Annotated in this window: 17 protein-coding genes and 1 pseudogene; 13 read left to right on the top strand and 5 right to left on the bottom strand. The window is 44.1% G+C overall.

Annotated elements, in window-relative coordinates:
- Positions 1-56 precede the first annotated feature (56 nt).
- The 3 genes from trxC (at position 57) to AC2204_RS07085 (ending at position 4,040) form a co-directional block, all read left to right on the top strand.
- Positions 57-491: a thioredoxin TrxC gene (gene trxC / locus AC2204_RS07095; RefSeq protein WP_318924808.1), complete on the top strand. Its 435-nt coding sequence runs from the start codon at positions 57-59 to the stop codon at positions 489-491.
- 190 nt (positions 492-681) lie between these two features.
- Positions 682-1,596, top strand: a complete 915-nt coding sequence (locus tag AC2204_RS07090) for a cation diffusion facilitator family transporter (protein WP_318924807.1) — start codon at positions 682-684, stop codon at positions 1,594-1,596.
- A gap of 860 nt (positions 1,597-2,456) precedes the next feature.
- Positions 2,457-4,040: an EAL domain-containing protein gene (locus AC2204_RS07085; protein WP_318924806.1), complete on the top strand. Its 1,584-nt coding sequence runs from the start codon at positions 2,457-2,459 to the stop codon at positions 4,038-4,040.
- Between the two features lie 76 nt (positions 4,041-4,116).
- On the opposite strand, the gene nagZ is transcribed toward AC2204_RS07085, so the two are convergent.
- Positions 4,117-5,121, bottom strand: a complete 1,005-nt coding sequence (gene nagZ, locus AC2204_RS07080; protein ID WP_318924804.1) for a beta-N-acetylhexosaminidase — start codon at positions 5,119-5,121, stop codon at positions 4,117-4,119.
- Positions 5,122-5,510: 389 nt separating this feature from the next.
- On the opposite strand from nagZ, the gene AC2204_RS07075 reads away from it, so the two are divergent.
- Positions 5,511-5,996 (top strand): DUF1097 domain-containing protein, encoded by a 486-nt coding sequence (locus tag AC2204_RS07075; protein ID WP_318924803.1) that lies wholly within the window; start codon positions 5,511-5,513, stop codon positions 5,994-5,996.
- Between the two features lie 105 nt (positions 5,997-6,101).
- Here the strand turns inward: AC2204_RS07075 and AC2204_RS07070 are convergent, their stop codons facing one another.
- The gene (locus AC2204_RS07070) at positions 6,102-7,037 is read right to left on the bottom strand and encodes an NAD(P)-dependent oxidoreductase (RefSeq protein ID WP_318924801.1); all 936 of its coding nucleotides are present in this window, start codon (positions 7,035-7,037) and stop codon (positions 6,102-6,104) included.
- A gap of 280 nt (positions 7,038-7,317) precedes the next feature.
- On the opposite strand from AC2204_RS07070, the gene AC2204_RS07065 reads away from it, so the two are divergent.
- Positions 7,318-8,433: an efflux RND transporter periplasmic adaptor subunit gene (locus AC2204_RS07065; protein WP_318924799.1), complete on the top strand. Its 1,116-nt coding sequence runs from the start codon at positions 7,318-7,320 to the stop codon at positions 8,431-8,433.
- A gap of 9 nt (positions 8,434-8,442) precedes the next feature.
- The gene (locus AC2204_RS07060; RefSeq protein WP_318924798.1) at positions 8,443-11,595 is read left to right on the top strand and encodes an efflux RND transporter permease subunit; all 3,153 of its coding nucleotides are present in this window, start codon (positions 8,443-8,445) and stop codon (positions 11,593-11,595) included.
- 68 nt (positions 11,596-11,663) lie between these two features.
- Here AC2204_RS07060 and AC2204_RS07055 read toward each other — a convergent pair whose 3' ends face one another.
- Positions 11,664-12,701 (bottom strand): S1 family peptidase, encoded by a 1,038-nt coding sequence (locus AC2204_RS07055; RefSeq protein WP_318924797.1) that lies wholly within the window; start codon positions 12,699-12,701, stop codon positions 11,664-11,666.
- A 289-nt stretch (positions 12,702-12,990) separates the two neighbouring features.
- On the opposite strand from AC2204_RS07055, the gene AC2204_RS07050 reads away from it, so the two are divergent.
- From AC2204_RS07050 to AC2204_RS07020, 7 genes are all read left to right on the top strand, one after another.
- Entirely contained in the window at positions 12,991-13,815 is an 825-nt protein-coding gene (locus AC2204_RS07050) for a DUF5718 family protein (RefSeq protein ID WP_318924796.1), read from the top strand.
- A gap of 320 nt (positions 13,816-14,135) precedes the next feature.
- Positions 14,136-15,914 (top strand): SLC13 family permease, encoded by a 1,779-nt coding sequence (locus AC2204_RS07045; RefSeq protein WP_318924795.1) that lies wholly within the window; start codon positions 14,136-14,138, stop codon positions 15,912-15,914.
- A gap of 76 nt (positions 15,915-15,990) precedes the next feature.
- A complete protein-coding gene (locus AC2204_RS07040) occupies positions 15,991-16,560 on the top strand; it encodes an outer membrane beta-barrel protein (protein ID WP_318924794.1) in 570 nt (189 codons plus the stop codon).
- A gap of 256 nt (positions 16,561-16,816) precedes the next feature.
- On the top strand, positions 16,817-17,977 hold the full coding sequence (locus AC2204_RS07035; RefSeq protein ID WP_318924792.1) for a cation:proton antiporter: 1,161 nt from the start codon (positions 16,817-16,819) through the stop codon (positions 17,975-17,977).
- Between the two features lie 93 nt (positions 17,978-18,070).
- Positions 18,071-18,958: a mechanosensitive ion channel family protein gene (locus AC2204_RS07030; protein WP_318924791.1), complete on the top strand. Its 888-nt coding sequence runs from the start codon at positions 18,071-18,073 to the stop codon at positions 18,956-18,958.
- A gap of 2 nt (positions 18,959-18,960) precedes the next feature.
- Positions 18,961-19,440: an ATP-dependent zinc protease family protein gene (locus tag AC2204_RS07025; RefSeq protein WP_318924790.1), complete on the top strand. Its 480-nt coding sequence runs from the start codon at positions 18,961-18,963 to the stop codon at positions 19,438-19,440.
- A gap of 174 nt (positions 19,441-19,614) precedes the next feature.
- Positions 19,615-19,962, top strand: a complete 348-nt coding sequence (locus AC2204_RS07020) for a MaoP family protein (RefSeq protein ID WP_318924788.1) — start codon at positions 19,615-19,617, stop codon at positions 19,960-19,962.
- Between the two features lie 34 nt (positions 19,963-19,996).
- Here the strand turns inward: AC2204_RS07020 and AC2204_RS07015 are convergent.
- Positions 19,997-20,169: pseudogene (locus AC2204_RS07015) on the bottom strand (IS630 family transposase); the annotation flags it as partial.
- Positions 20,170-20,369: 200 nt separating this feature from the next.
- Positions 20,370-21,761: an L-cystine transporter gene (locus tag AC2204_RS07010; RefSeq protein WP_318924787.1), complete on the bottom strand. Its 1,392-nt coding sequence runs from the start codon at positions 21,759-21,761 to the stop codon at positions 20,370-20,372.
- Between the last annotated feature and the right edge of the window lie 357 nt (positions 21,762-22,118).

Genomic DNA, 22,118 nt, shown 5'->3' with positions numbered 1-22,118 from the left:
GCCTGGTATAAAATATGTGACTTTTCTCTCGGCGAGAGTTGGAACTGGAATAAATAATGAAGTTAATTACTGTTGATTGCCCCCACTGTGGCAAGGGGGCAGATATCGCGGCTCAATCATTGTCAAATACGGTGAGTTGTGACCATTGCAATAAACCATTGTTAGATGGGAAGCCTGTGGAAGCGAATGCAAATAATTTTGAGCAGCTGATCCTGAGCCCTAAACCTGTTGTGGTGACTTTTTGGGGAGCGAACTGTACGCCATGCAATATGTTTAAGCCCATTATTGAAAAAGTGGCGGCTGAACGTAAGCAGCAGTTACGTTTTTTAAGAGTGAACAGCCATCAGCACAGGGCGCTGGCTTCACGATATCGAGTCCGAGGTGTTCCAACGATTATTGTGTTCAAGAAAGGTAAGCAGCAGGCTGTTCTGAATACCGCCTTACGGAAAAAAGAGTTTGGACAGTGGCTTGATGATGTATTGCCTTCCTAAAGAACCTGACCTGAAACGTTCTAGTTACTTGATTATACGCGTTCCCTAACATGTTTTTATACCCGCTATCACATTCCCATCGTATACACAAATTTCGATGGTGACTAAATAGTGATTTTGAAAAAGAGCCGTTTTGAGATATAACGGTGTTGAAAGATACATTTATTACAGAAAGTGAAAGGAGGATAATATGGCTACTAGCCGTAAAATTAGTAAAGAACGTCTTGCTCTGAAATTATCTCTAGCTGGTACTGTTTTAGTTGCCAGCCTGGGTATTGGCTATGGATTGTATGTTGATTCTAATGCCATTTTGCTTGACGGTATGTTTTCATTTCTAAGTATGGGTATGACGGGTTTAAGTCTGTATACCGCGTATTTAGTCTCCAAACCTGATGACAGGCAGTTCCAGTTCGGCTATGCGCATATCGAACCGCTTATTAATGTCATCAATGGCTTGCTCATCTTAATTACCTGCTTGTTCGCTTTCATTAGCGGTGTGCAAACCATTGTCAAAGGCGGTCATGATATTGTCCTGGAACACGCACTGACCTATGCAGTGCTATCAACCATTTGTTGTTTTGCTATTTACTATACAGAAACCCACATCGCTAAAAGTGTGGATTCAGAACTGGTTCGTATCGACTCACAAGAATGGTTAGTCGATGGCATACTGAGTGCCGCCATCTTAGTTGGTTTCATTATGGTGGTTATTTTTGACTCAATGGGTTATTCCCGTTGGAACGCTTATGTTGACCCAATCCTCGTCTCCACTCTTTCTATTGCGGCATCAGTTTTACCGATTAAGGTGTTACGTCGTAACATTCGAGAGGTGTTATTGGTTGCGCCGAAAAATAAGGCGCAGCGTCACGTCGATCGTGTGATAGAAGCCCTTTCAAAAAAATATCACTTTGATGGTTATACACACCACTTTGCTAAAATCGGGCGTCAGTATGATCTTGAAATCAATATTTTGGTTAAAGATGATGCAAGATGGACAACTAAGCGGCAGGATCATATTCGCCAGCTGTTATGGGATGAGTTATCCGATGATCTAGGTGAAACCTGGTTGTCAGTTAGCTTTACAGGGCAGGAACGATGGTTGTAAGCGGCATCATTTTCCAGTGATCTGAATTACTCGTTGTGAGTAGTTTGATTATAGACAGCGGCTTCGGCCGCTTTTTTGTACTTGATCATCCAATCATCAGTCGTAAGCTAATGTCAATTTCTGCTAAAGTTAGTGTGTATAATACAAAGATATGACTTTAAAGGACTCGCTGCTTGAAAAACAGGCCATTTTTTATCACAATCTGACAAGTCATTTGTGCAAGATTAAGCCAAGTAAGGTATCTTCTTTTCAAGTCTAAAAATTGTTTTTAGTGAGAGACATTTTTTAGACCGTAACTTAACGTTTTAGGCTGACCATGAGCTGAATATGGTATCAGTCATTTGTAACCGAGACTGTATAAGGTTAAATTATGGAAACCGTGTTAGTTCTGGCCTTTATCATTGGTGCTGTTTACATCATTGTAAAAGAGAAAAAGTGTACCAAAGATGTAGACCGTTCACGTGATGCACTTTAGCTTCTAAGGTCCTATCTGGCGTTTTGACGCTGTTCTATCGAATATGATTAATTTCTTAATCGTATTTTTCTGCTGTTTCCTTTGCTGCCGTTCTCTATATGACCTTTTTGCAAAGGTACGTTGATTTCTGAGCTTCTCTCCTCTCTGGTTATACGGGTTATTTTATTTATCTACGCTATACGGTATAACCATTGTTTATACTATTTCGGTAACTTTTTTTTCTTTGAAAATTTTTTGAACTAAGGCGTGATCTGTGTCGCTAACTTATTGAAATAATTGCTTGTTAATAATCTTGCTAATGAATATGGTTAACGAATATATGGAGATAAAACTTAGTTATATTACATAGCTTAAGTTCAGCTAATTTACAGACGGATATGAAGAAATGAGCGCGTTCACAAAGATAGCCCATTTTAAAACGGAGCTTTATGCACTCGCATTTGTGATTGGCTTAGCTTTTCTTTTTTCACTATCGACTGGATACTTTTCCAGGCTACAGCTTTCCTACGTTATTCGTACAGATTCTAAAGAGTTACTTCAGACCTATTCAATGAATTTTGCTGAACTTCCAGCTGTTTTGGGTAAGTTATCGGAAAAGTTTCAATTAGATTGTGGGGCTCTGGATGAGCATCAACTGCAGCATATTGCTTACAATGATTATATTATTCGACGTATTACCCTACAAACGCGAAATGGCAAACAATGCACCAGCTTTAAAGGCGCTGATACAGAGAGCCGTCTGACGCCCTTAATCAAAAATTTAAGTTCAAATATTTCGCTATGGGTGACATCAGAATCCCGTAATGAACAAAATATATTGGTGACTGAGTGGAAAGATGAACGAGGGACGATGCTGGTCCATATGGAGCCTTTGGTATCAGATACTCTTCGCAATAAATATTGTGATGATTGTATACTGAGCTCAATGTCATCGATAGACAATCCCACCGTTTCTTTCTGGCGTGGTGACGCATTTCTGCTGTCAAAAGAACCATTGTTCAGTTCAGAATTTGTTAACGGACTCCGGCTGAATACATTTGTTAAAACAGAGTTACTTGATAGGTATGAAGATAACCTTTGGCTACCTTTGTTTCTGTTCGGTGGTGCGATGGGAGGGCTATTTATTTTTCTTTATCGTACAGCGATAAGAAAAAAAATGTCACTACATTCTTTGGTAGAGCAGGGAATAGCAAAGCGAGAGTTCGTTCCTTATTATCAACCGATAGTGAATGTCGCCACAAATTCACTGTATGGCTGTGAAATGCTTGCTCGGTGGAAGCGTCCCGGACAGGATATGATATCGCCGATGGAATTTATTCCTTATGTTGAAAAAAGTGGTCAAATACTCCCGATCACCGAACAATTGATGGAAAAAGCCATTAATGAGATCGGTAAGTTAAACTGGCACGTCACTAAGCAAATTATAAGTATTAACGTAGTGCCTGATCAGTTAGAGAGTCTTGAAGTTATCGAAAAATCACTCGATTTATTACGAAACTCAGATCTGGAACCCACTCAAATAGCGTTTGAAGTGACCGAACGTAAACGCTTTAATAATTTGGCTATTGCATCAGATGTTATTGAGCACCTGCGACTTAAGGGTGTTGATGTTAAGTTGGATGATGCCGGTACAGGGTATGGGGGCTTTAGCTATATTCAGCAACTTAATATCCGCAGCCTGAAAATTGATAAAATGTTCGTCGAAAACATCGGAACATCGGATATCAAGCTGTCTTTGCTTGATTCAATAATTGCTTTTGGTAAAGAAGCCGGAATGGAAATGATTGCGGAAGGGGTTGAAACCGAAGAACAATCTCAGTATTTGGCCGATCAAGGGGTTAATTTGCAGCAAGGGTTTTATTTTGGCCGGCCGATGATTTTCAGAGACTTTGCCTATTTCAGTAAAACGATGGCGTCACATAAAAATGACAATCATCATATGGGAAATCAAATTGTCTGTATTGATTAAACGGAGAAAGGTGAACCGATTTTCTTTGAGCTCACCTTTGTTCAACAGCTCCGCTTACTGATCTCGGCAACGTCTATTAAGCGTTCTTATCTCGCCATGACTGAGTCAATCGGTTGATATCATTCTCTGTTTCTTGCCACATTCTGGTCTTGATCAGATCGCGGTATTCGCCAGTTGGCTTTTTCAACAGCGTATCGAGTAGCTGTACCTGGGTTTGGGGTAACCCATCTAAGGCCTCAATAGCACCGTCACGGTTGTTACACAACATTACCATGTCACAGCCAGCACGTTGTGCTGCAATGGCTCTTTCACTGTAACTGCCCAGGACATCGGCACCTTTCATATTTAAATCGTCAGAAAAAATGACTCCGGTGAAGCCGAGTTCCCCACGCAAAACATCTTTCAGCCAATAGTCTGAACCGCTTGCGGGTTTGTCATCAAAAGCCTCGAAGACCACATGGGCTGGCATCATGCCATCGAGAAGGTTTTGTTCGATTAGGTGCTGAAAGACAGTCATATCGTGTTGCTTTATTGTCTCTCGTGGATCGACAGGGGTCTCTAGATGAGAATCCGCAATGACACCTCCGTGTCCTGGGAAGTGTTTGCCTGTCGCTGCCATTCCTGCCTGTCTCATGCCCTGAATAAACTGGCTGGCATACTTTATTATTTGTTTCGGATCGTCGGAAAATGCGCGATCACCAATGGCCTTACAGTCAAAGCCTAAATCTAAAACAGGGGCGAAGCTGAGGTCAATATCCATAGCAAGCAGTTCTGCTGCCATTATCCACCCTCCTTGTTTTGCCAATTCAATTCCATTGTCCTGCTCGGCAAAAGCTTTTGCCGGTGGAAGGTGAGTGAATTCATGACGAAAGCGTTGAACACGGCCGCCTTCCTGATCAACGGCAATAAGAAGAGGGCGTTTGGCTGTTTGGCGGATATCTTTTGTCAGAGCACGTAATTGAGCTCGATTGTGATAATTGCGTGCGAACAAGATGATCCCTCCAACAGTAGGATGCTGGATAATTTCACGTTCTTCAGCGTTAAGTTCACAGCCTGAGACATCGAGCATTAAAGGGCCCATGGGTTGCTCCGAAGTTTATAAATTGGGGATATAGATAACAAAAAGCTTAACTTACCATAGCTTGAGATAACCGCAATTTGAAAAGTGTAAATACAGGTCACGGTGATCAGTATCCTCGCTTGGATAGATACCTTAGACGGAATTATATGAGTTAACTGTTTCCACATATCAACACTGGGTTGATGGTAATACAGAATGCTTAACGATAAAAAATATACAGATTGCAGTCATGTTGAAAAGTGCCTGTTTTGTGTGAGATCGATCATCTTCTCAAGAAATTGCATGCAACAAAATTTTATATAGTGTGATCGATATCTCTTTTGTTTATTTTGTAGCTGACTACACTGTTTACGAATTCAAGTGCTTTTATATATTTACGAGATCACAACATGACGGTACTGGTAGCAATTTCATTAACCACAGGTATTCTTTCTGGTATTTGGGGATGGGTGGCTGTTTCCCTGGGTCTATTGAGCTGGGCAGGATTTCTGGGTTGCACAACCTACTTTGCTTCCCCTAAAGATGGTATCAAAGGCCTTGGCCTGAGCATTGTGACAAATATGAGCGGCGTCTTTTGGGCGATGGTCATTATTCACCTGTCGAGCCTGTTCAGCGTTGAAATTTTAGGTTATATGGCCACTGCTATCGTATCGTTTTTCATGTGTTTTCAGGCAAAGAAAACATGGTTGAATTATATTCCGGGAACCTTTATCGGAGCATGTGCAACCTTTGCTGCGAACGGTGACTGGCAACTTGTCATTCCGTCGTTGACTGTTGGAGCACTGTTTGGTTATACCATGAAGGCATCTGGATTGTGGTTACATCAGAAGCTCAACCAACCCAATTCAAAATTGGCTGCAGCTGAAGCAGAGTAATACCAAATAATATTCCCTCCTTGATATCCCTTTGTGGAATGTTTTGCGCACATATCTTTATGATATGTGCGTTTTTTTGCTTTCGGGGATCTGTTTTTTTAAACATTAGATACAAGGAATAAACAGCCCCTTTATTTCTTGGCACAAAGAGGTTAGCGTTTCAGGGTGAGTGGCTTTAGGGGCCAGTACACAAACGCGTAATCCTTCATTTAATAACGCATGAACCTGATTCTGAAGTGTCTCTGGTATGTACGGCTCACGGTCAGCATCCCGGCGGCATAGATCAACGAAAATATCATTGCTTCCTTCCGGGTACAGCACAACGTCAGATTGCTGCATTACACGTAGTGCTTTTAGTGTCAGCATTTCCGGGTCGAGACCTGTTTCTATCAGGTAAAGGTGACTGGTCTGGGCTTCGGGCTTGGACAGTAACAGTGTGAATGCCTGCTCTAAACTGGCAATATTGCTTGCTTGTTCGACAGTTGGCAGGCGGAAAAAACGCTCCCAGAATTTTCTTCTTTCATCCACTGTTTTGAAATGCTGTTTGATGCGCTCTCTTTGTTTACCTGAAAACTCAGCCAGCAAACTCAGGTTCTGTGGAAGCTGGGTTTCAAGTTTTTCTCTGATAAAACGTACCAGAACGGGTGAGGCTCCGCCGCTGGAAATCGCGACTTGAATCGGGGTCCGATCAATCATTGACGGGGTAATAAAATGGCAATGGCGTGGATCGTCAACAACATTGGTCCAGATGCCTTCGTTTTCGGCATCAGAAAAAACCTGATGATTCAGTTCGGGAGCATCGGTCGTTGCCCAGATCTGATGGAACCCTATAACGCAAGATGGATCGTACTTTTGCTTAATGTAGGTCAGTCGCTGATCAGCCGCTAAGCGAGACAGGTGGGGGTGTAACTGAGGTGAAATAATTGTGATATCAGCGCCGGCACGAAGCAAGAGATCAACTTTTCTGCATGCGACGTCACCGCCGCCGACAACAAGCACTTTTCTATTCTTCAGGTTTAAAAAAACAGGGAAAAAATCCATTATATTAATACTTCCTCGGTATCCTAACGCCAATAGTATCTTATATCTATTGGTCTTATCACTAGCCAGTTATTTTTCTTGCCTTCCCGACGTTGAAATGTTTTGAAACATAAAACTGTCCAAAAACCGGTGTTATCAAAAGTCATTCAGCTTTCATTAAAGCCGGGTTGCTAACGTACCGGACAAGGAAATTATTGATATTTATTGCGTGATTTTTAGCAGGTTGCCTTGAATTCGCACATCAGAAATTTATTTTTTAATTATAACTATGGTCGGCAAAATGAAGAGAAGACTTATTATCGCGACACTCGTAAGTTCGGGTTTACTTATGGGGTGTGGTGATAATCAAAAAGGACAACAAGCCCCGGTAATTCCGCTGGTTGCAGCAGAGCCTGTGAGTGTCATTGATTACCAGCAAGGCAAGCAATATGTCGGGAGGACTAACGCCATTGAAGACGCGGCAATCACGGCGCAGGTTTCGGGTTATCTGAAAGAACGATTATTTACCGAAGGCCAGACGGTAGAAAAAGGGCAGGTGTTATTTCAAATTGAACCTGCCGCCTATGAGGCAAGAGTAGCCAGTGCTCAGGCAGCAATCTCTCAGGCTGAATCCAGTTTAAAAAATGCCGAATTAGATTTTAATCGAGGTCTGAATCTATTGCCGAAAGGCAGTATTAGTCAGTCGGAATTCGATAAGCTGACTGCGGATAAGCTAGGTGCTGAAGCGCAACTGAAATCGGCTAAAGCCCAGTTATATGCCGCTGAAGTTGATCTGTCATATACCCGCGTTGTTGCTCCGTTCAGCGGCCGGATCAGTGACAGTAAGGCCAGTATTGGTGATCTGGTTTCTCCCTCATCTGGTGTGCTGACGACTTTAGTCAGTCTTGACCCGATCCATACGGTGTTCAACCTCAGCGAACGTGAGCGGTTAGATCTGGGTATCGATACTCTTGATGGCAGCGGTCGTGGTAACGGCGATGTCGAAGTTGTTCTGACATTAAATGATGGTAAAGAGTATCCGCTTCTCGGCGAAGTCGATTTTATTGGTAATCGCATCGATTTGAATACCGGGACAATCGCCATGCGCGCAAGTTTTGCAAATCCATCTCAAGCATTGCTGCCGGGCCAGCATGTGCAAGTGTTGTTACGTGAAAAACAGCCGGTGAAAATGATGGTTATTCCACGTCGCGCGGTACAAAGCGACTTGGAAGGTGACTTTGTGATGATCCTTACCGAGGGTAACGTTGCCGAGCGTCGCAATGTGGTACTTGGCCCTCAGACCGATCAGGGGGTGATTATCCGTCAAGGCGTAGTCGCCGAAGAGGTCGTGCTGACTAAAGGTCTGCAACGTGTGCGTAATGGTATGGCCGTTCGTCTTGAAAATACGGATGCATAAGGAAAGAATATGCTGAGTCGCTTTTTTATCCAGCGTCCTAAATTCGCGCTGGTGATCTCTATAATCTTGACCTTGGCAGGTCTAATTGCCGTATTGAATTTGCCAGTGGCAGAGTACCCTAAAATCAGTCCGCCATCGGTGAGTGTAACGGCTTATTATTCAGGAGCGAGTGCGGAGGTTGTCGAAGAGGCCATTGCTGACCCGATTGAAGCCTCTGTGAATGGCGTTGAGAACATGATTTACATGTCCTCGAAAAGTGCCAATGATGGTTCTTATAACCTGAACGTGACATTTGATATCGGTACCGATCCTGATATGGCCCAGGTGAATGTGCAAAACCGTGTTGCTCAGATTGAATCGAAGCTACCGGCTGAAGTTCGCATGGTGGGTGTGACAGTAAAGAAACGTTCGCCTGACTTACTGATGGTTTTAAACTTCTATTCACCGGATGGCAAATACGATGATAAGTTCCTGATTAACTACATCAATCTGAACATCAAAGATCAGCTGGCGCGGGTACAGGGGATCAGCGAGGTTAATGTTATTGGTGGCGGTGAATACGCAATGCGTGTTTGGCTTGATCCCGACAGGATGGCGAATCTGGGGCTGACAACGTCTGATGTCAATGCCGCTCTCGCCGAGCAGAATGTGCAGGTTGCGACAGGCAAAGTGGGTGCGCCTCCTTATAACAACGCGCAGGAAGTCCAGTTTAATCTGGTGACCAAGGGCCGACTCGAATCCGCGGAAGAGTTCGAGAAAGTTGTGCTGCGCGCTAGTCCGGACGGTTCGGTTGTTTACCTCAAAGATATCGCACGGGTAGAGTTGGGTAAGAAATCCTATGAAGGATACGGTACTTTCCGAGGCAAGCCGGCTTCCATTGTGGCTTTATCGTTACAATCTGATGCCAATGCGTTAGAAAGTGGCGAGGCGGTAATGGAGTTGCTAGAGAAGCTCAGTCACAATATGCCTGATGGTATGGCCTATGAAACCAGTTATGATACAACCCTGTTCGTCGCCGAGTCGATTAAAGGTGTGGTTAAAACGCTGGTTGAAGCGGTTATTTTGGTCATTGCCGTGACTTACCTGTTTTTGGGTAGCGTACGCTCGACCCTGATCCCTGTTGTTGCTATTCCGGTTTCGCTCATTGGTACCTTTGCCGTCATGCTTGCGGCTGGTTTTACAATCAATACGGTGACGCTGTTTGGTTTGATCCTGGCGATTGGTATCGTGGTGGATGATGCCATTCTGGTTATCGAAAACGTAGATACTAATATGAGTCGCGATCCGAGTCTGACGCCGCGGCAAGCTACCCTGATTGCGATGAAAGAGGTCACGGGCCCGATCATCACCTCAACAATGGTATTGCTGGCTGTATTCCTGCCTGTTGCTATGCTACCTGGTATCACGGGGATCATGTATCGCCAGTTTGCTTTGACTATCTGCATTTCAGTTGTTATCTCCTCGATCAATGCGTTGACCCTGTCTCCGGCGCTGTGTTCTCTGGTATTAAAACAAAACGGAAATAATACTGCTCGCTGGTTCCAGAAATTCAATAAAGGGCTGGATACCGTTACGCTTAGATACGGAGTCATAGCGGGTTTCTTGGTTCGTAAAGTTGCCCTGTTAGGCAGCTTCTTCGTGATTGCTGTTTTAGCGGTTACCTTATTGGCGAAGACTACGTCTACGGCATTTGTGCCACAGGAAGATAAAGGCATTTTACTGGTTAATGTCCAGTTGCCGGATGCGGCATCGCTGTCACGTACTGAAGAAACGGCGATTAAACTTCAGAATATCATTGAGCAGGAACCTGGGGTTGAAGGGATCACGGTTGCCAACGGTTATGCATTCCTGACGGGTGCGGCTGCATCAAACGGGGCATCGATGTTCATCAAACTGAAAACGTGGGATGAGCGTAGTGAGCTGGCCGGGGATCACTCTTCATTCGCGATCACTCGCCGTATTAATGCCCGTGCCGCGATAGAATTGCCCGAAGCGGTTGTGTTTGCTATGGGTCCGCCAGCTGTTCCGGGAATGGGCGCAGCATCGGGATTTGAATTTGTATTGGAAGACACGCTCGGGCGAAGCCGAACGGATTTGGCCAATGTTATGGGAGAGTTGATTCAGAAAGCCAGTGCTCAGCCGGAGATCCAGCACACGTTCAGTACGTTCCGGGCCAATGTCCCGCATTTCTATGTCGATGTTGACCGGATTAAAGCGAAGCAGCTGGGGATTCCCCTGACCGACGTGTTCCAGACCTTGCAAGGCAATCTGGGATCTATCTATGTGAATGACTTTACCCTTTATGGTAAGAACTTCCGGGTAACACTTCAGGCAGACAGTCAGTATCGTAGCGATTTGCAATCGCTGGAGCGGTTCCATGTACGTTCATCGACTGGTGAAATGATCCCGCTAAGTACCTTGGCAACCATTGAGCAGGTGTTCGAGCCGGATGTTGCATGGCGCTACAACATGTACCGTGCTGCAGTGATCCAGGGCAGTCCCGCTCCGGGCTATTCAAGCGGCGACGCGATTGCGGCGATGGAACGTGTCGCGGCTGAAGTCTTACCGCAGGGTTATCAGTATGAGTGGACGGGGATGGCTTATCAGGAAGTGAAGGCTGGTAATCAGGCAATTTATGCTTTTGCTCTGGCGTTGATCTTCATTTATCTGTTCATGGTGGCACAGTATGAGAGCTGGAGTATTCCGCTGGCAATTATTCTGGTCGTGCCTGTGGCTACGCTAGGTTCATTCTTAGCACTGAGTATGACTGGGACACCGTTGGATCTGTATGCCCAGATCGGCTTGGTTCTGCTGATCGCGCTGGCGGCGAAGAATGCGATTTTGATCGTGGAATTTGCCAAGATTGAACGGGAAGAAAAGGAGCTGGATATTGATCAGGCGGCGGTACGTGGTGGTAAATTGCGTTTCCGCGCCGTGAATATGACGTCATGGTCATTTATTCTGGGTATCTTACCGCTGATATTTGCGTCGGGTGCCGGTCATATCAGTCAGAACTCGCTGGGGATATCACTGACGGGCGGTCTGGTATTTGTATTGCTTGCCGGTACTTTCCTCATTCCGGGTTTCTTTGCTGTTATTCAGCGCCGCCGTGAAAAAATTCATGGTGGCTCAACCAAGCTGGTGGAGTTAGCTGACGAGTAATCTCGACTAGCGTTATTAAATAAAAAGGGTTCCTATCGGAACCCTTTTTCATACGTTTTAAACACAAACTACGATGAGGATATAGTGCTATTTTTTCGCCGGAACAAGCCGACAGCGGCAAGAGAGAGTACGGCAAGCGGCGGGACAGATCCTCCGCTGCTTCCTGTACGAGCGCTGGCTTTTGTCTGAGAGCTGAGCTCTGTTTCAATCCAGCTTAAATAAGTAGAAACTTGGGTGTATAGGCCATTAAATTGTGCACCTGAAACGCCTGAATTTTTCATATCACAATTAGGACCGTTGCTGGTTACCCCGACAAGCCGTTGGCCTTTATCAGAATCGGATATATGTGTCGGGTTCTGCCAAATTAAAGGGCCACCTGAATCACCGGCACAAACGTCTTTTTTCAGTGCCGGATCATTAGAGTCAGCGCAGACAAAATGAGTTTCATCTTTTACTTGGTACGGTGTATTACACAGTGAATCTGGAATACCGGAAAGTTCTACGACTTGCAGTTCATTTGGCGGTAAATCAGTCTTGGTGGTATCCCCCCAACCAGATGCAATCAGGTTGGGCTCAGAATAAGCATCAGGTGTCCAGCTATTGGCAAAATGGTTATCAGCCATTGCTTGTTCTGCAGTTGTGGCAATTTTGATTGGTGTTGCTACGTTCAGTAATGAACGGTCAACCTCTAAAAGGGCAATATCATGATCCAGACTGGACGGATCATAATGGCCGGTATAATCTGGGTGGCGGATCTTTTTGATAACATTGAAACGGTATTGGTTGTCAATGTCTGCAGTTGCTCCCTGCAGAATATAGGAAGTTCCGGCGATCACCGTATCACTTAATAGTGGATCTACACAGTGGGCGGCTGTTACCAACCATGTGTCAGCGATCACCGAAGCGCCACAGCCTGAGATATACCTGTCAGCCGTGAGGATCGCGGCTTGCCAAGGCTGCAGGTTATCCGCATAGCCTGAAGCATTCTCTCCGTTAAGAACCTTAGCCTGTGGAGTGGCAGGGGATTGCTCGGTTTGCTGCGCCATGGCTGGTGATAACATCATGGTTATGAATGTAGCGGTTAAAGCGATTTTTTGATTGATCATCCTGATACCAAATGTACACGGCTTCAATAGGGCATAGAGGCCAATGGCTATAATGCCAGTGTGAAAAATTATACCTTTATAGCATCTGGGTTTGGTGTAGATATATTATTTCTGTGAGTGTCATTCAAATAAATCTGAACCCCCATCAATTCTTTATTTTTTAAAGGATAAAACAAAGTTCAATTATCTTGAGCTAGCACAAAATTAAGTGCTGTGAGCCTCGCAACAGCTAGGCCAGCTCGCTAGAATAGAGCTTGTTCGAATGCATCCTCAATATGAATAGGCGATTATGACTTTTAAACGTGTGATTGGTTTTGGTGTGGCGGGTAACTTTGCCGGCCATTTAGAACAGGCTGGCGAGGCTAATGATTTTCTGACGGTTGAAGTAAAAGAACAAATTCAGCCGAAAGCCATTTTTCCATTCTATGTGCCTTCTGAGAGCGCGGGGTTCTTATCCACTTATCCGCTCTCTAGCGATACCATTATTCCACCGAATGATGCTGACAATTTACAAATAGAGCCAGAAGTGGCTCTGTTATGTGATATTGAATATCAGGACAATCGTGTTACTGCTCTCAAGCCAATACGGTTTGCTGCTTATAATGACTGCTCGATTCGCAAACCGAATGCCAAGAAAATCAGTGAGAAAAAGAACTGGGGGGCGCAGACCAAAGGCGTCGCTGCTACCATGTTTGATATTGACGGGCTATCACAAGGTGGTGTGCTTGATCGTTACCGTATCGCCAGTTTTCATAAACGGGGTGAGGACGTTTCTCGTTACGGCGAAGATAGTCCTGTGATTGGCTATAGTTACTTCCATGAAAAATTACTGGACTGGATTGTTGATCGTATGAATCATCAGCAAGATATTGGTCCGGCAGAGAACATTGCGGAGCATTTAGCGAACGCTAATTATCCTGAACAGACATTAATCAGTATCGGGGCCACGCGTTATACCGAATATGGTGAAACGCACTTTTTGCAGTCGGGTGATACCAGTATTGTCGTGGTTTATGACGGTGAAAAATACAGTCAGGAAGATGTTGCTCGAATGGCCGAAAATAATACTTTCGCCGAAGATAGCTTGTCAGCGCTTGTTCAGCAGGTCGTTTAAATAGATGTGACTCGACAAATAAAAAGCCTGACTTTCAGGCTTTTCTATTGTTAGAAACCGATGGGCTACGCCCACTCTGATTTTCTCATCAGGGTTACTATTGTATCTACTGCATTGATACGAATATATTTTTTACCAGCAACTCGAATTGCTGAAGATTTCATTATTTCCCTCCTTCCTCAACTAAACTAACCAGATTCGTTTTAACGATGGCAGAGGTCTGGTGTGACAGCTAATATTTAAGTCGAGAGACAAGCTATTATGCAACCAGTGCCATTTTAGGGGGCGCTTCCCCATAGCTTTGCTAAAAGGATCTGTGCATGACAACTGAGCAGTATCAGATCACCTTCATCGTGCTGATGGCTTTGCTGCTGTTTATATGGGGACGTATTCGGCACGATATTGTTGCGATTATCACATTAGCATTGTGTGTGATTATCGGTTTGATTCCTGCCGACGAGGCGTTCATGGGAGCCGGGCATCCGGCCGTGGTAACAGTGGCTGCGGTACTTGTGATTAGTGATGCACTAAAGCGATCGGGTGTTGTTGACATGATTACGCACCTCATTTTGGATTATATTCATAACCCATTACTGCACGTATTTTTATTGACTTCCATTGTCGCGGTGGCTTCGGCATTTATGAATAATGTAGGAGCCTTAGCTTTGATGCTACCAGTTGCTCTTGCTACTGCCAGTAAGCATAAACGCTCTCCTGCTATGCTATTAATGCCTCTGGCGTTTGGCAGTATTCTTGGGGGAATGATGACATCGATAGGCACCCCTCCAAATATTATTATTGCCTCTTTGCGCAGCCAGACTGCCGGAACCCCGTTTAACTTTTTTGACTTTAGCGCCGTAGGTGCCACCGTGGCGGCTTTAGGCGTATTCTTCATTTCCTTTTTCGGCTGGCGGTTGATTCCTAAAGCTCGTATGGGAAAGAGCCCGACTGAACAGCTATTCTCAATTGATGATTATTTGACAGAAGTGATTGTGCCTGCCGATTCTAAATTGATCGGGACTGGTGTCAAAGAGCTGGAAGAACTGGATGACAACCATGTTGAGGTGATTGGATTAACCCGGGAATATGGGAGGGCGATAAATTTGCCATATAAATACCAATTGAAGGCTGGCGATATTCTGATACTTCAGGCTGATCCGGGTGATATTCAAGCCTTTTTGAATAGTTGCGATCTGGAGCTTATAACCAGTGCAGACGGTGAGTTCAAAAGGCTAACCAGTGGTGATTTGTCGCTGGCAGAAGGAGTGGTACAGTCAGGCTCTGTTCTTGAAGGGCGAGATGTGAATTATTTACGGCGTCTGAGTGGAAATTCTCTGGCATTGGTGGGTTTGGCTCGACGAGGAAAGCAGATCAGACGTCGATTGTGCCGTCAAACATTCCGTGTCGGTGATATCTTGCTGCTACAGGGAACTGGTGACAGCCTGGAAACACAGCTACCGGAGCTAGGGATGCTGCCGTTGGCGGAGAGAAGCTTGAGTTTAGGATTACCGCGGCGTATCGGATTAGCTCTGGGTATTTTTGTGGCAGCCATTGCGCTTGGTGTAGCAGAGGTATTACCGTTATCCATTGCTTTTATATTGGCTATACTGGCTTATCTGTTTTTGAGCATTTTACGCGTTCAGCAACTCTACCTTCCGATTGACTGGCCGGTCATTGTTCTATTGATGGCTATGATCCCGATAGGTGAAGCTTTGGAGACGACGGGGCTGACTAAGATGCTGGCCGAACAAGTTCTCAGCTTGACAGTCTCATATCCATTATTCTTGACGCTGGGGTTGACTCTGGTCGTCACAATGTTTCTCTCGGATGTGATTAATAATGCGGCAACTGCCATCATTATGGCTCCGATTTCGATTGATATCGCTGCAGGGATGAATGTGAGTGCAGACCCTTTTTTGATGGCTGTTGCCGTCGGTGCGTCTTGCGCCTTTTTAACACCGATCGGTCATCAATCGAATACCTTAGTGATGGGACCGGGCGGTTACAAGTTTGGCGATTATTGGCGTATGGGCTTGCCGTTAGAAATCATGATTGTTCTGGTTGGTATTCCGATGATTTTAATGGTTTGGCCACCATAAGAGCCTCAAAATAATGTTGGCCTTTAATGTGCTAGATTGCACTGCGGTGTATTTAATATTCCTCGGTAATTTATAAATGAAAAAAATTATAATTGGATTAAATATCATTGTCGCCCTGTCTCCTGCGTTGGCAAGTGCGAAAAACATGAGCGGTGCATATGTCGGTGGCGTCATTGGTGTAACCCAATTTGAATTTTCATCAGAAGATAAGGCATGGATAGCTGATGGCAGTGGAGCAATAGATGATTCCGACACGGGTTTTAAACTATTCGGAGGATATCAGTTCAATAGGTACACTGCTATCGAGGGGTTCTACGCTGATCTAGGCGGAGTAAAAATCAAATACCCCAACGAAGAACTCAAAATGAATACTGGGGCTAACAGTTTTGGTGTTTCTGGCTTAGGGATCCTCCCCGTAAGTGATAATTTAGAAATTTTCGCTAAAGTGGGTTTGCAATCATGGAACGCTAAATTAATCAATAAAGACGGCTTATTTGTCGGTGATAATGGAACTGACCTGATATTTGGTGTTGGCGTTGCATTCAGGGTCGCTCAAGTGTCACTTCGCGGGGAATTTGAACGATATGATTTTGATGACACCAATGTTGAGATGATCTCGGTTGGAATTAATTACAATTTCTATTGATATCGTGAAGGGGTAAAGATGGGTCCAGATCCATTTTAACATCAGCTCTGATTTTCTTCGCAAATTCTCAAGGTTGCGTGCTTGATGGTCGCGTTTACTATGATGTTATTTATAATTTCAGCTATCGTGGTAAGAGACGAAATCTTTCCAGATCACGATATCCATGATTTAACCCTGTCTTGAATCTGTATTTTCGTCAATATGCTCCCGCCAATTTAGAGCCGTGTCTTTATAGAGTGGAGAAGGAATTATTGTTATGCATATGGATCCAGCAATGCCGCAGGTCGTGGGCGCTCTGTTATTAATCTTGTTAACCGGTTTGTTACTTAGGTTATTACATCAGCCGCATGTTATCGCCTATCTCGTTGCCGGTGTATTTGTGGGGCCATGGGGACTGGCACTGATCACTGATGTTGAGGTGATCAACCGTCTCGGCGCGATGGGGGTGGTACTGCTGTTGTTTTTTGTTGGCATGGAGACGGACGCCAGGAAGTTGATTGCCAATTGGAAGCTAGCAATTTTCGGTACGCTGTTACAGGTGGGTTTGAGCGTCACCTGTGTCTGGTTGCTGGGCCTCTGGTTTGCATGGCCGATGCCTCGGATAATCCTGATAGGATTTGTCATTAGCCTGAGCAGTACTGCTGTCGTGATTAAGCTATTACAGGATAGCGGCATACTCAATTCCAAAGTCGGGCAAGGTGTATTAGGTGTATTGTTAGCCCAGGATTTGGCGATTATCCCAATGCTAATCATACTGGGTTTATTAGGCGCAGGAGAGGTTGACGGATATCATTTGGCAAAACAGGGGGCGGGTGCTATCGCCGCGGGATTACTTTTTGCCTATATAATCGTTCGTCAGCAGATCCATCTGCCATTATCACGCTGGTTGAAAGATGATCGTGAATTGCAGTTGTTCACCTCATTAAGTATTTGCTTCGGCTTAGCATTGATTACCGCATGGTTTGACTTATCCACGGCATTAGGCGCTTTTATTGCGGGGATGTTGATAAATGCTGCCAAAGAAACTCAATGGGTCCATCATACCTTAGAATCGTTCAGGGTACTTTTTATTGCCCTATTTTTTGTCTCTATTGGCATGTTACTTAACCTTGGTTTTTTGCTTACAAACTGGCTTCAGGTCGGTGTGCTGGTCGTCATGGCGCTGCTGACGAATACGTTTATTAACGCATTTATTCTTAAAGTTGCCAGTTTTAACTGGCGCGACAGCTTATATGCTGGCGTGCTGTTGTCACAGATAGGCGAATTTAGTTTTGTGCTGTCTGCTGTAGGAATGCAGTCAGGACTTATCAGTGAGTATGGTTATCAACTGGCATTATGCGTGATTTCTCTGTCGTTGCTGGTAAGCCCGATTTGGATCAATATGGGTAAGCGATGGCTAAAGTGGGATAATCAATAAGCATAAAATTATTTACTTATCAATTGGCTATATTTTTTGCAGAATAGGTGTCTATTAAATGACAATGTTGACTGGCTCAGGAGTATAGAGTTAATGAACGATTTTATCAGTGAAAATAAATTAATTGCCTCCATAGTCTTAGTTGTAATTGTGTGGAGCGCTCGTTGGTTGATTGTACGCCATCTTAGTCAGCGACCTTCTGGTGAAGATGAGCTTCCGCGTCGATGGATAAACAGTATAAAAAATGCGACGAACCTTTTAATCGCCATTGGCCTGATAATTATCTGGTTATCTGAACTTCGTTTTGTGGCGCTTTCTATTGCCGCCTTCGCTGTCGCACTTGTTGTTGCAACACGGGAATTTATTCAGTGTTTTCTTGGTTCATTATATCAGGCAAGTAACCGTACTTTTGTTGTTGGAGACTGGATACGGGTTGGTTCTAACAATGGCGAGGTTGTCAGGAGCGACTGGTTTAGTACTGTGTTGCTTGAAATTGATCTGGAAACCATGACTTATGGCTATACAGGAAGAACGTTGATTATTCCTAATAATCAATTTATTTCCAACACGATTCAAAACTTAAACTTTATGCGCCGCTATGTTGCTCATTCCTTTGCCATTGTTCGTGACGCAGATCCGGTCAATTTCTTCGATGCGAGAGATTTTATCTTGGAGAGAGCAAAGGAGTACTGCATGCCATTTCAAGATGTTGCCCATCGATACAGTGTGCTGATTGATAAGCGCCTGGGAGTCAACCTTAGTGGAAGCGAGGCAAGTGTCCGGATTACGAGCACTAATTTAGGGAAAAATATGTTAACGGTCACTGTATTTTGCCCAACGAAAGAGGCGGTCAATATTGAGCAGCGAATAACCGCCGATTTTATGGCGTTCTGGTACGCTGAAGTTGAAAAAATCAAAGCACAAAAAGATAAAAAATCTCATACGCAAGAAAAGAACCTTGTTGCCGCAGAGGCGGAATAAAAATGGGGAAAAAGAAAGTTGTGCTTGGCTGGCGGGAATGGGTCGATTTACCCGTTTTTGGTATTGCCGTTAAAGCCAAGGTTGATACCGGAGCCAAAACGTGTGCATTGCACGCATTTCGTATTGAACCTTATCAAAAAGAGGGAGAGTCTTGGGTGCTGTTCAACATTCATCCTTATCAAAACGACGTTGAAACAGCGGTTGAATGTCATGCTCGATTGGTCGATCAACGTGATGTTACTGATTCGGGGGGACATACTGAACAGCGTTATGTCATATTGACTACAATATCTATCGGAGCAGAACAGGTTGAAGCCGAAGTCACTCTGACCGATCGCGAATGTATGCGTTTTCGAATGTTGTTGGGGCGCAACGTGCTCAATAATCGTTTTTTGGTTGATCCGGTGAAATCTTATCTGTTGGGACCGCCGTTTCGGAAAAAGCAGGTAGACAGTGATTCAGGGGAGGATGAGGATTTATAGCAAATTATATATCAAAGAGTGATGTGAAATTAGCGACTGTTTATATACGTTGCAAATATTGGCATGTGCATAATATTCAATAAAATTATTTTATCGTCACAACGGAAATTGTTTGATTTACAAGCTGTCAATTCTGAAAGAATATCAGCGGAAACTATCAGGAGAAAGACTGTAATGAGAAATTCCGGAAAATTTTACGACGATAAAAATTTCCCTCACGGGTTTAATCGTTCAGGTGTTTTCACCATCAATGAAGCCGCTCTTTTAGAAAACTATGGCCGTACAATGCTGGGACTTCGCGATGGTATATTCATGCCGGGTGAAGAGTCTGAGCATCAATTTCTAGCTGAAATCAGCGGACAACAGGCGGTTACCTCTGATTTTGGTCGGTGTTGGGTCAAATATTCAAATCAAATCAGTCAGAAAGTACGTCGCTATAATTTATGTGCTTCGCAGCGTGTTCAGAAAGGTATGTACGATGAAGATGATGATATGGGTACTGACAACGATATCGATTATTAATCCGCTCGAGTAAATCATTACCTTCTATACCCAATTAACTTGAAGATGCAGGCTTGAGCACTTGAAAGTTTGATAAATTCGAGACCTCAAAGAGCCTGCGTTCTCTGGAAGGGTGACCTAAAAAATTGCTCAATGACTTCCTTTGAAGTCACTTTTGCTTTTGAAAGAAACGTTATTCCTCGACTTCTCGTTGATCACTTTAAAAAGCGCATTGAGCGCGTTATAAGATTCGATAAAAGCGTGCTGCTTTGCTTCATGAACTTATGTGGAAATCTCTCTAAAAAGAACTAAAGAGAGCAGTGCTCCCTCTAATTCTTGACCGCACGAAATTGTAATAGCTTGCACTAACGAGTGATCTTTTTTATATCTGAAGTTTTCATTTCGTACATAAGACGCTGAGGCTGATATTACGCTTTAGCGTCTTGTGCGGTTAGATCTCTGTCTTGTTCAAAGATCTCATTGTCAGCTTGACCCAGAACACGAGAGGTAATTGTACCCGCCGTCATCGCGCCGCTTACGTTTACCGCCGTACGGCCCATATCAATGAGAGGTTCGATTGAAATCAATAGGCCAGCTAGCGCGACAGGCATATCCAGTGCAGATAGAACAATTAGTGCGGCGAAGGTTGCACCGCCGCCAACACCAGCAATACCGAAAGAACTGATTGTGACAATCGCAATCAATGTTGCCATGAAGCTTGGATCGAGCGGGTTGATACCGACTGTAGGAGCGATCATCACCGCCAGCATCGCTGGGTAAAGGCCTGCACAACCATTTTGGCCCATAGTGGCACCGAATGAAGCTGAGAAGTTGGCTACGCCTTCTCCGTTACCTAATTGTTTAACCTGAGTTTCTACGTTAAGAGGAATGGTGCCAGCACTTGAACGAGAGGTGAATGCAAAGGTCAAGACTGGGAGAATTTTCTTCAGGTAACGAATTGGGCTCACACCAACAAATGTAACCAGAATTAAATGCATTACCAGAATAAGTCCAAGGCCAACATATGAAGCGGCAACAAAATTAATCAGGCTAAGAATATCATCGTAGTTTGAACCCGCGACAACTTTAGTCATCAGAGCCAGTACACCATAAGGCGTCAGGTTCAACACCATGCGAACTAACGTTTTTACAATTTCCTGAGCAACATTGATAAACTTTTCAAAGCTTTTACCCAACTCTGGTTCTGTTTTCATTAAGGTTAAACCGGCAACGCCAATAAAAGCAGAGAAAATCACCACAGCAATAGTTGATGTTGCACGGCTGCCAGCTAAATCTGCAAAGGGGTTACCTGGGAAGAACGAAATCACCATGTCAGCAAACGACACAGATTCAATAGTTGATAGGCGGTTTGTCAATACTTCGCCTCGTGCGATTTCACGAGCACCTTGTACAATGCCTTCGGCGGAAAGGCCAAAGAGATTACTCACTAAAATACCGATCAACGCAGATGCCGCCGTTGTCGCCAGTAAGATACCGATAGAAAGGCCTGAAATTTTACCCAGTGAACCCGAATCTTTCACTTTGATAATGGCACCAATGATCGACACCATAATTAGTGGCATGATGATCATCTTCAGTAGGCTAACATAACCTGCACCCACGATATTAACGTACTCTAGCGTAGTTGCAATAACATCACTACCGCCGCCATAAATAAACTGTAGTGTTCCACCGAAAATCACACCTAGCGCTAGGCTGGTAAATACACGCTTAGACAGTGTATTTTCTGAACGTTGTAACTTGAATAATAATCCAATGAGAAAAGCAAAGATTATAAGGTTTAAAATTGGATACATCATGAGGTGTTCCTAACAAGGTAAATTGGCAGCGAATAATTTCGTTTATCTGCTTTAAATCGAAGACGCTGGAGAGCGTATTCGATTTATCATACATTTGTGAAGCGTTTTTAATTGCTTGAGGTATAAGAAAATCGCACAATATAAAACTTTTAGTAATAAAGGATTTTGTTGCAGAGTTCAGTCTAACTACACGTGCACTAATTTACAGATACAATTAGGGCTCTGTTCAGTACTCAAGTTGATAAACTATATTATAGATAGATATGCTAACTCCTTGAGGCTACCAGCATGGAAGACTTCAATTTTACGCAACTATTAGAGTCTATCCAACGACTTACACCTGAGCAAAAACAGTGC

It is taken from the genome of Photobacterium sp., assembly GCF_057456235.1.
This window is presented reverse-complemented; position numbering and strand designations above follow the sequence as displayed.

Bases quoted from the DNA above. Each gene is read 5' to 3' on its own strand.
- AC2204_RS07085 (WP_318924806.1), top strand. From the start codon at position 2,457: ATGAGCGCGTTCACAAAGATAGCCCATTTTAAAACGGAGCTTTATGCA.
- AC2204_RS07060 (WP_318924798.1), top strand. From the start codon at position 8,443: ATGCTGAGTCGCTTTTTTATCCAGCGTCCTAAATTCGCGCTGGTGATC.
- AC2204_RS07040 (WP_318924794.1), top strand. From the start codon at position 15,991: ATGAAAAAAATTATAATTGGATTAAATATCATTGTCGCCCTGTCTCCT.
- AC2204_RS07070 (WP_318924801.1), bottom strand. From the start codon at position 7,037: ATGGATTTTTTCCCTGTTTTTTTAAACCTGAAGAATAGAAAAGTGCTT.
- AC2204_RS07010 (WP_318924787.1), bottom strand. From the start codon at position 21,761: ATGATGTATCCAATTTTAAACCTTATAATCTTTGCTTTTCTCATTGGA.
- AC2204_RS07035 (WP_318924792.1), top strand. From the start codon at position 16,817: ATGCATATGGATCCAGCAATGCCGCAGGTCGTGGGCGCTCTGTTATTA.
- trxC (WP_318924808.1), top strand. From the start codon at position 57: ATGAAGTTAATTACTGTTGATTGCCCCCACTGTGGCAAGGGGGCAGAT.
- AC2204_RS07050 (WP_318924796.1), top strand. From the start codon at position 12,991: ATGACTTTTAAACGTGTGATTGGTTTTGGTGTGGCGGGTAACTTTGCC.
- AC2204_RS07075 (WP_318924803.1), top strand. From the start codon at position 5,511: ATGACGGTACTGGTAGCAATTTCATTAACCACAGGTATTCTTTCTGGT.
- AC2204_RS07025 (WP_318924790.1), top strand. From the start codon at position 18,961: ATGGGGAAAAAGAAAGTTGTGCTTGGCTGGCGGGAATGGGTCGATTTA.
- AC2204_RS07045 (WP_318924795.1), top strand. From the start codon at position 14,136: ATGACAACTGAGCAGTATCAGATCACCTTCATCGTGCTGATGGCTTTG.
- AC2204_RS07065 (WP_318924799.1), top strand. From the start codon at position 7,318: ATGAAGAGAAGACTTATTATCGCGACACTCGTAAGTTCGGGTTTACTT.
- nagZ (WP_318924804.1), bottom strand. From the start codon at position 5,121: ATGGGCCCTTTAATGCTCGATGTCTCAGGCTGTGAACTTAACGCTGAA.
- AC2204_RS07055 (WP_318924797.1), bottom strand. From the start codon at position 12,701: ATGATCAATCAAAAAATCGCTTTAACCGCTACATTCATAACCATGATG.
- AC2204_RS07090 (WP_318924807.1), top strand. From the start codon at position 682: ATGGCTACTAGCCGTAAAATTAGTAAAGAACGTCTTGCTCTGAAATTA.
- AC2204_RS07030 (WP_318924791.1), top strand. From the start codon at position 18,071: ATGAACGATTTTATCAGTGAAAATAAATTAATTGCCTCCATAGTCTTA.
- AC2204_RS07020 (WP_318924788.1), top strand. From the start codon at position 19,615: ATGAGAAATTCCGGAAAATTTTACGACGATAAAAATTTCCCTCACGGG.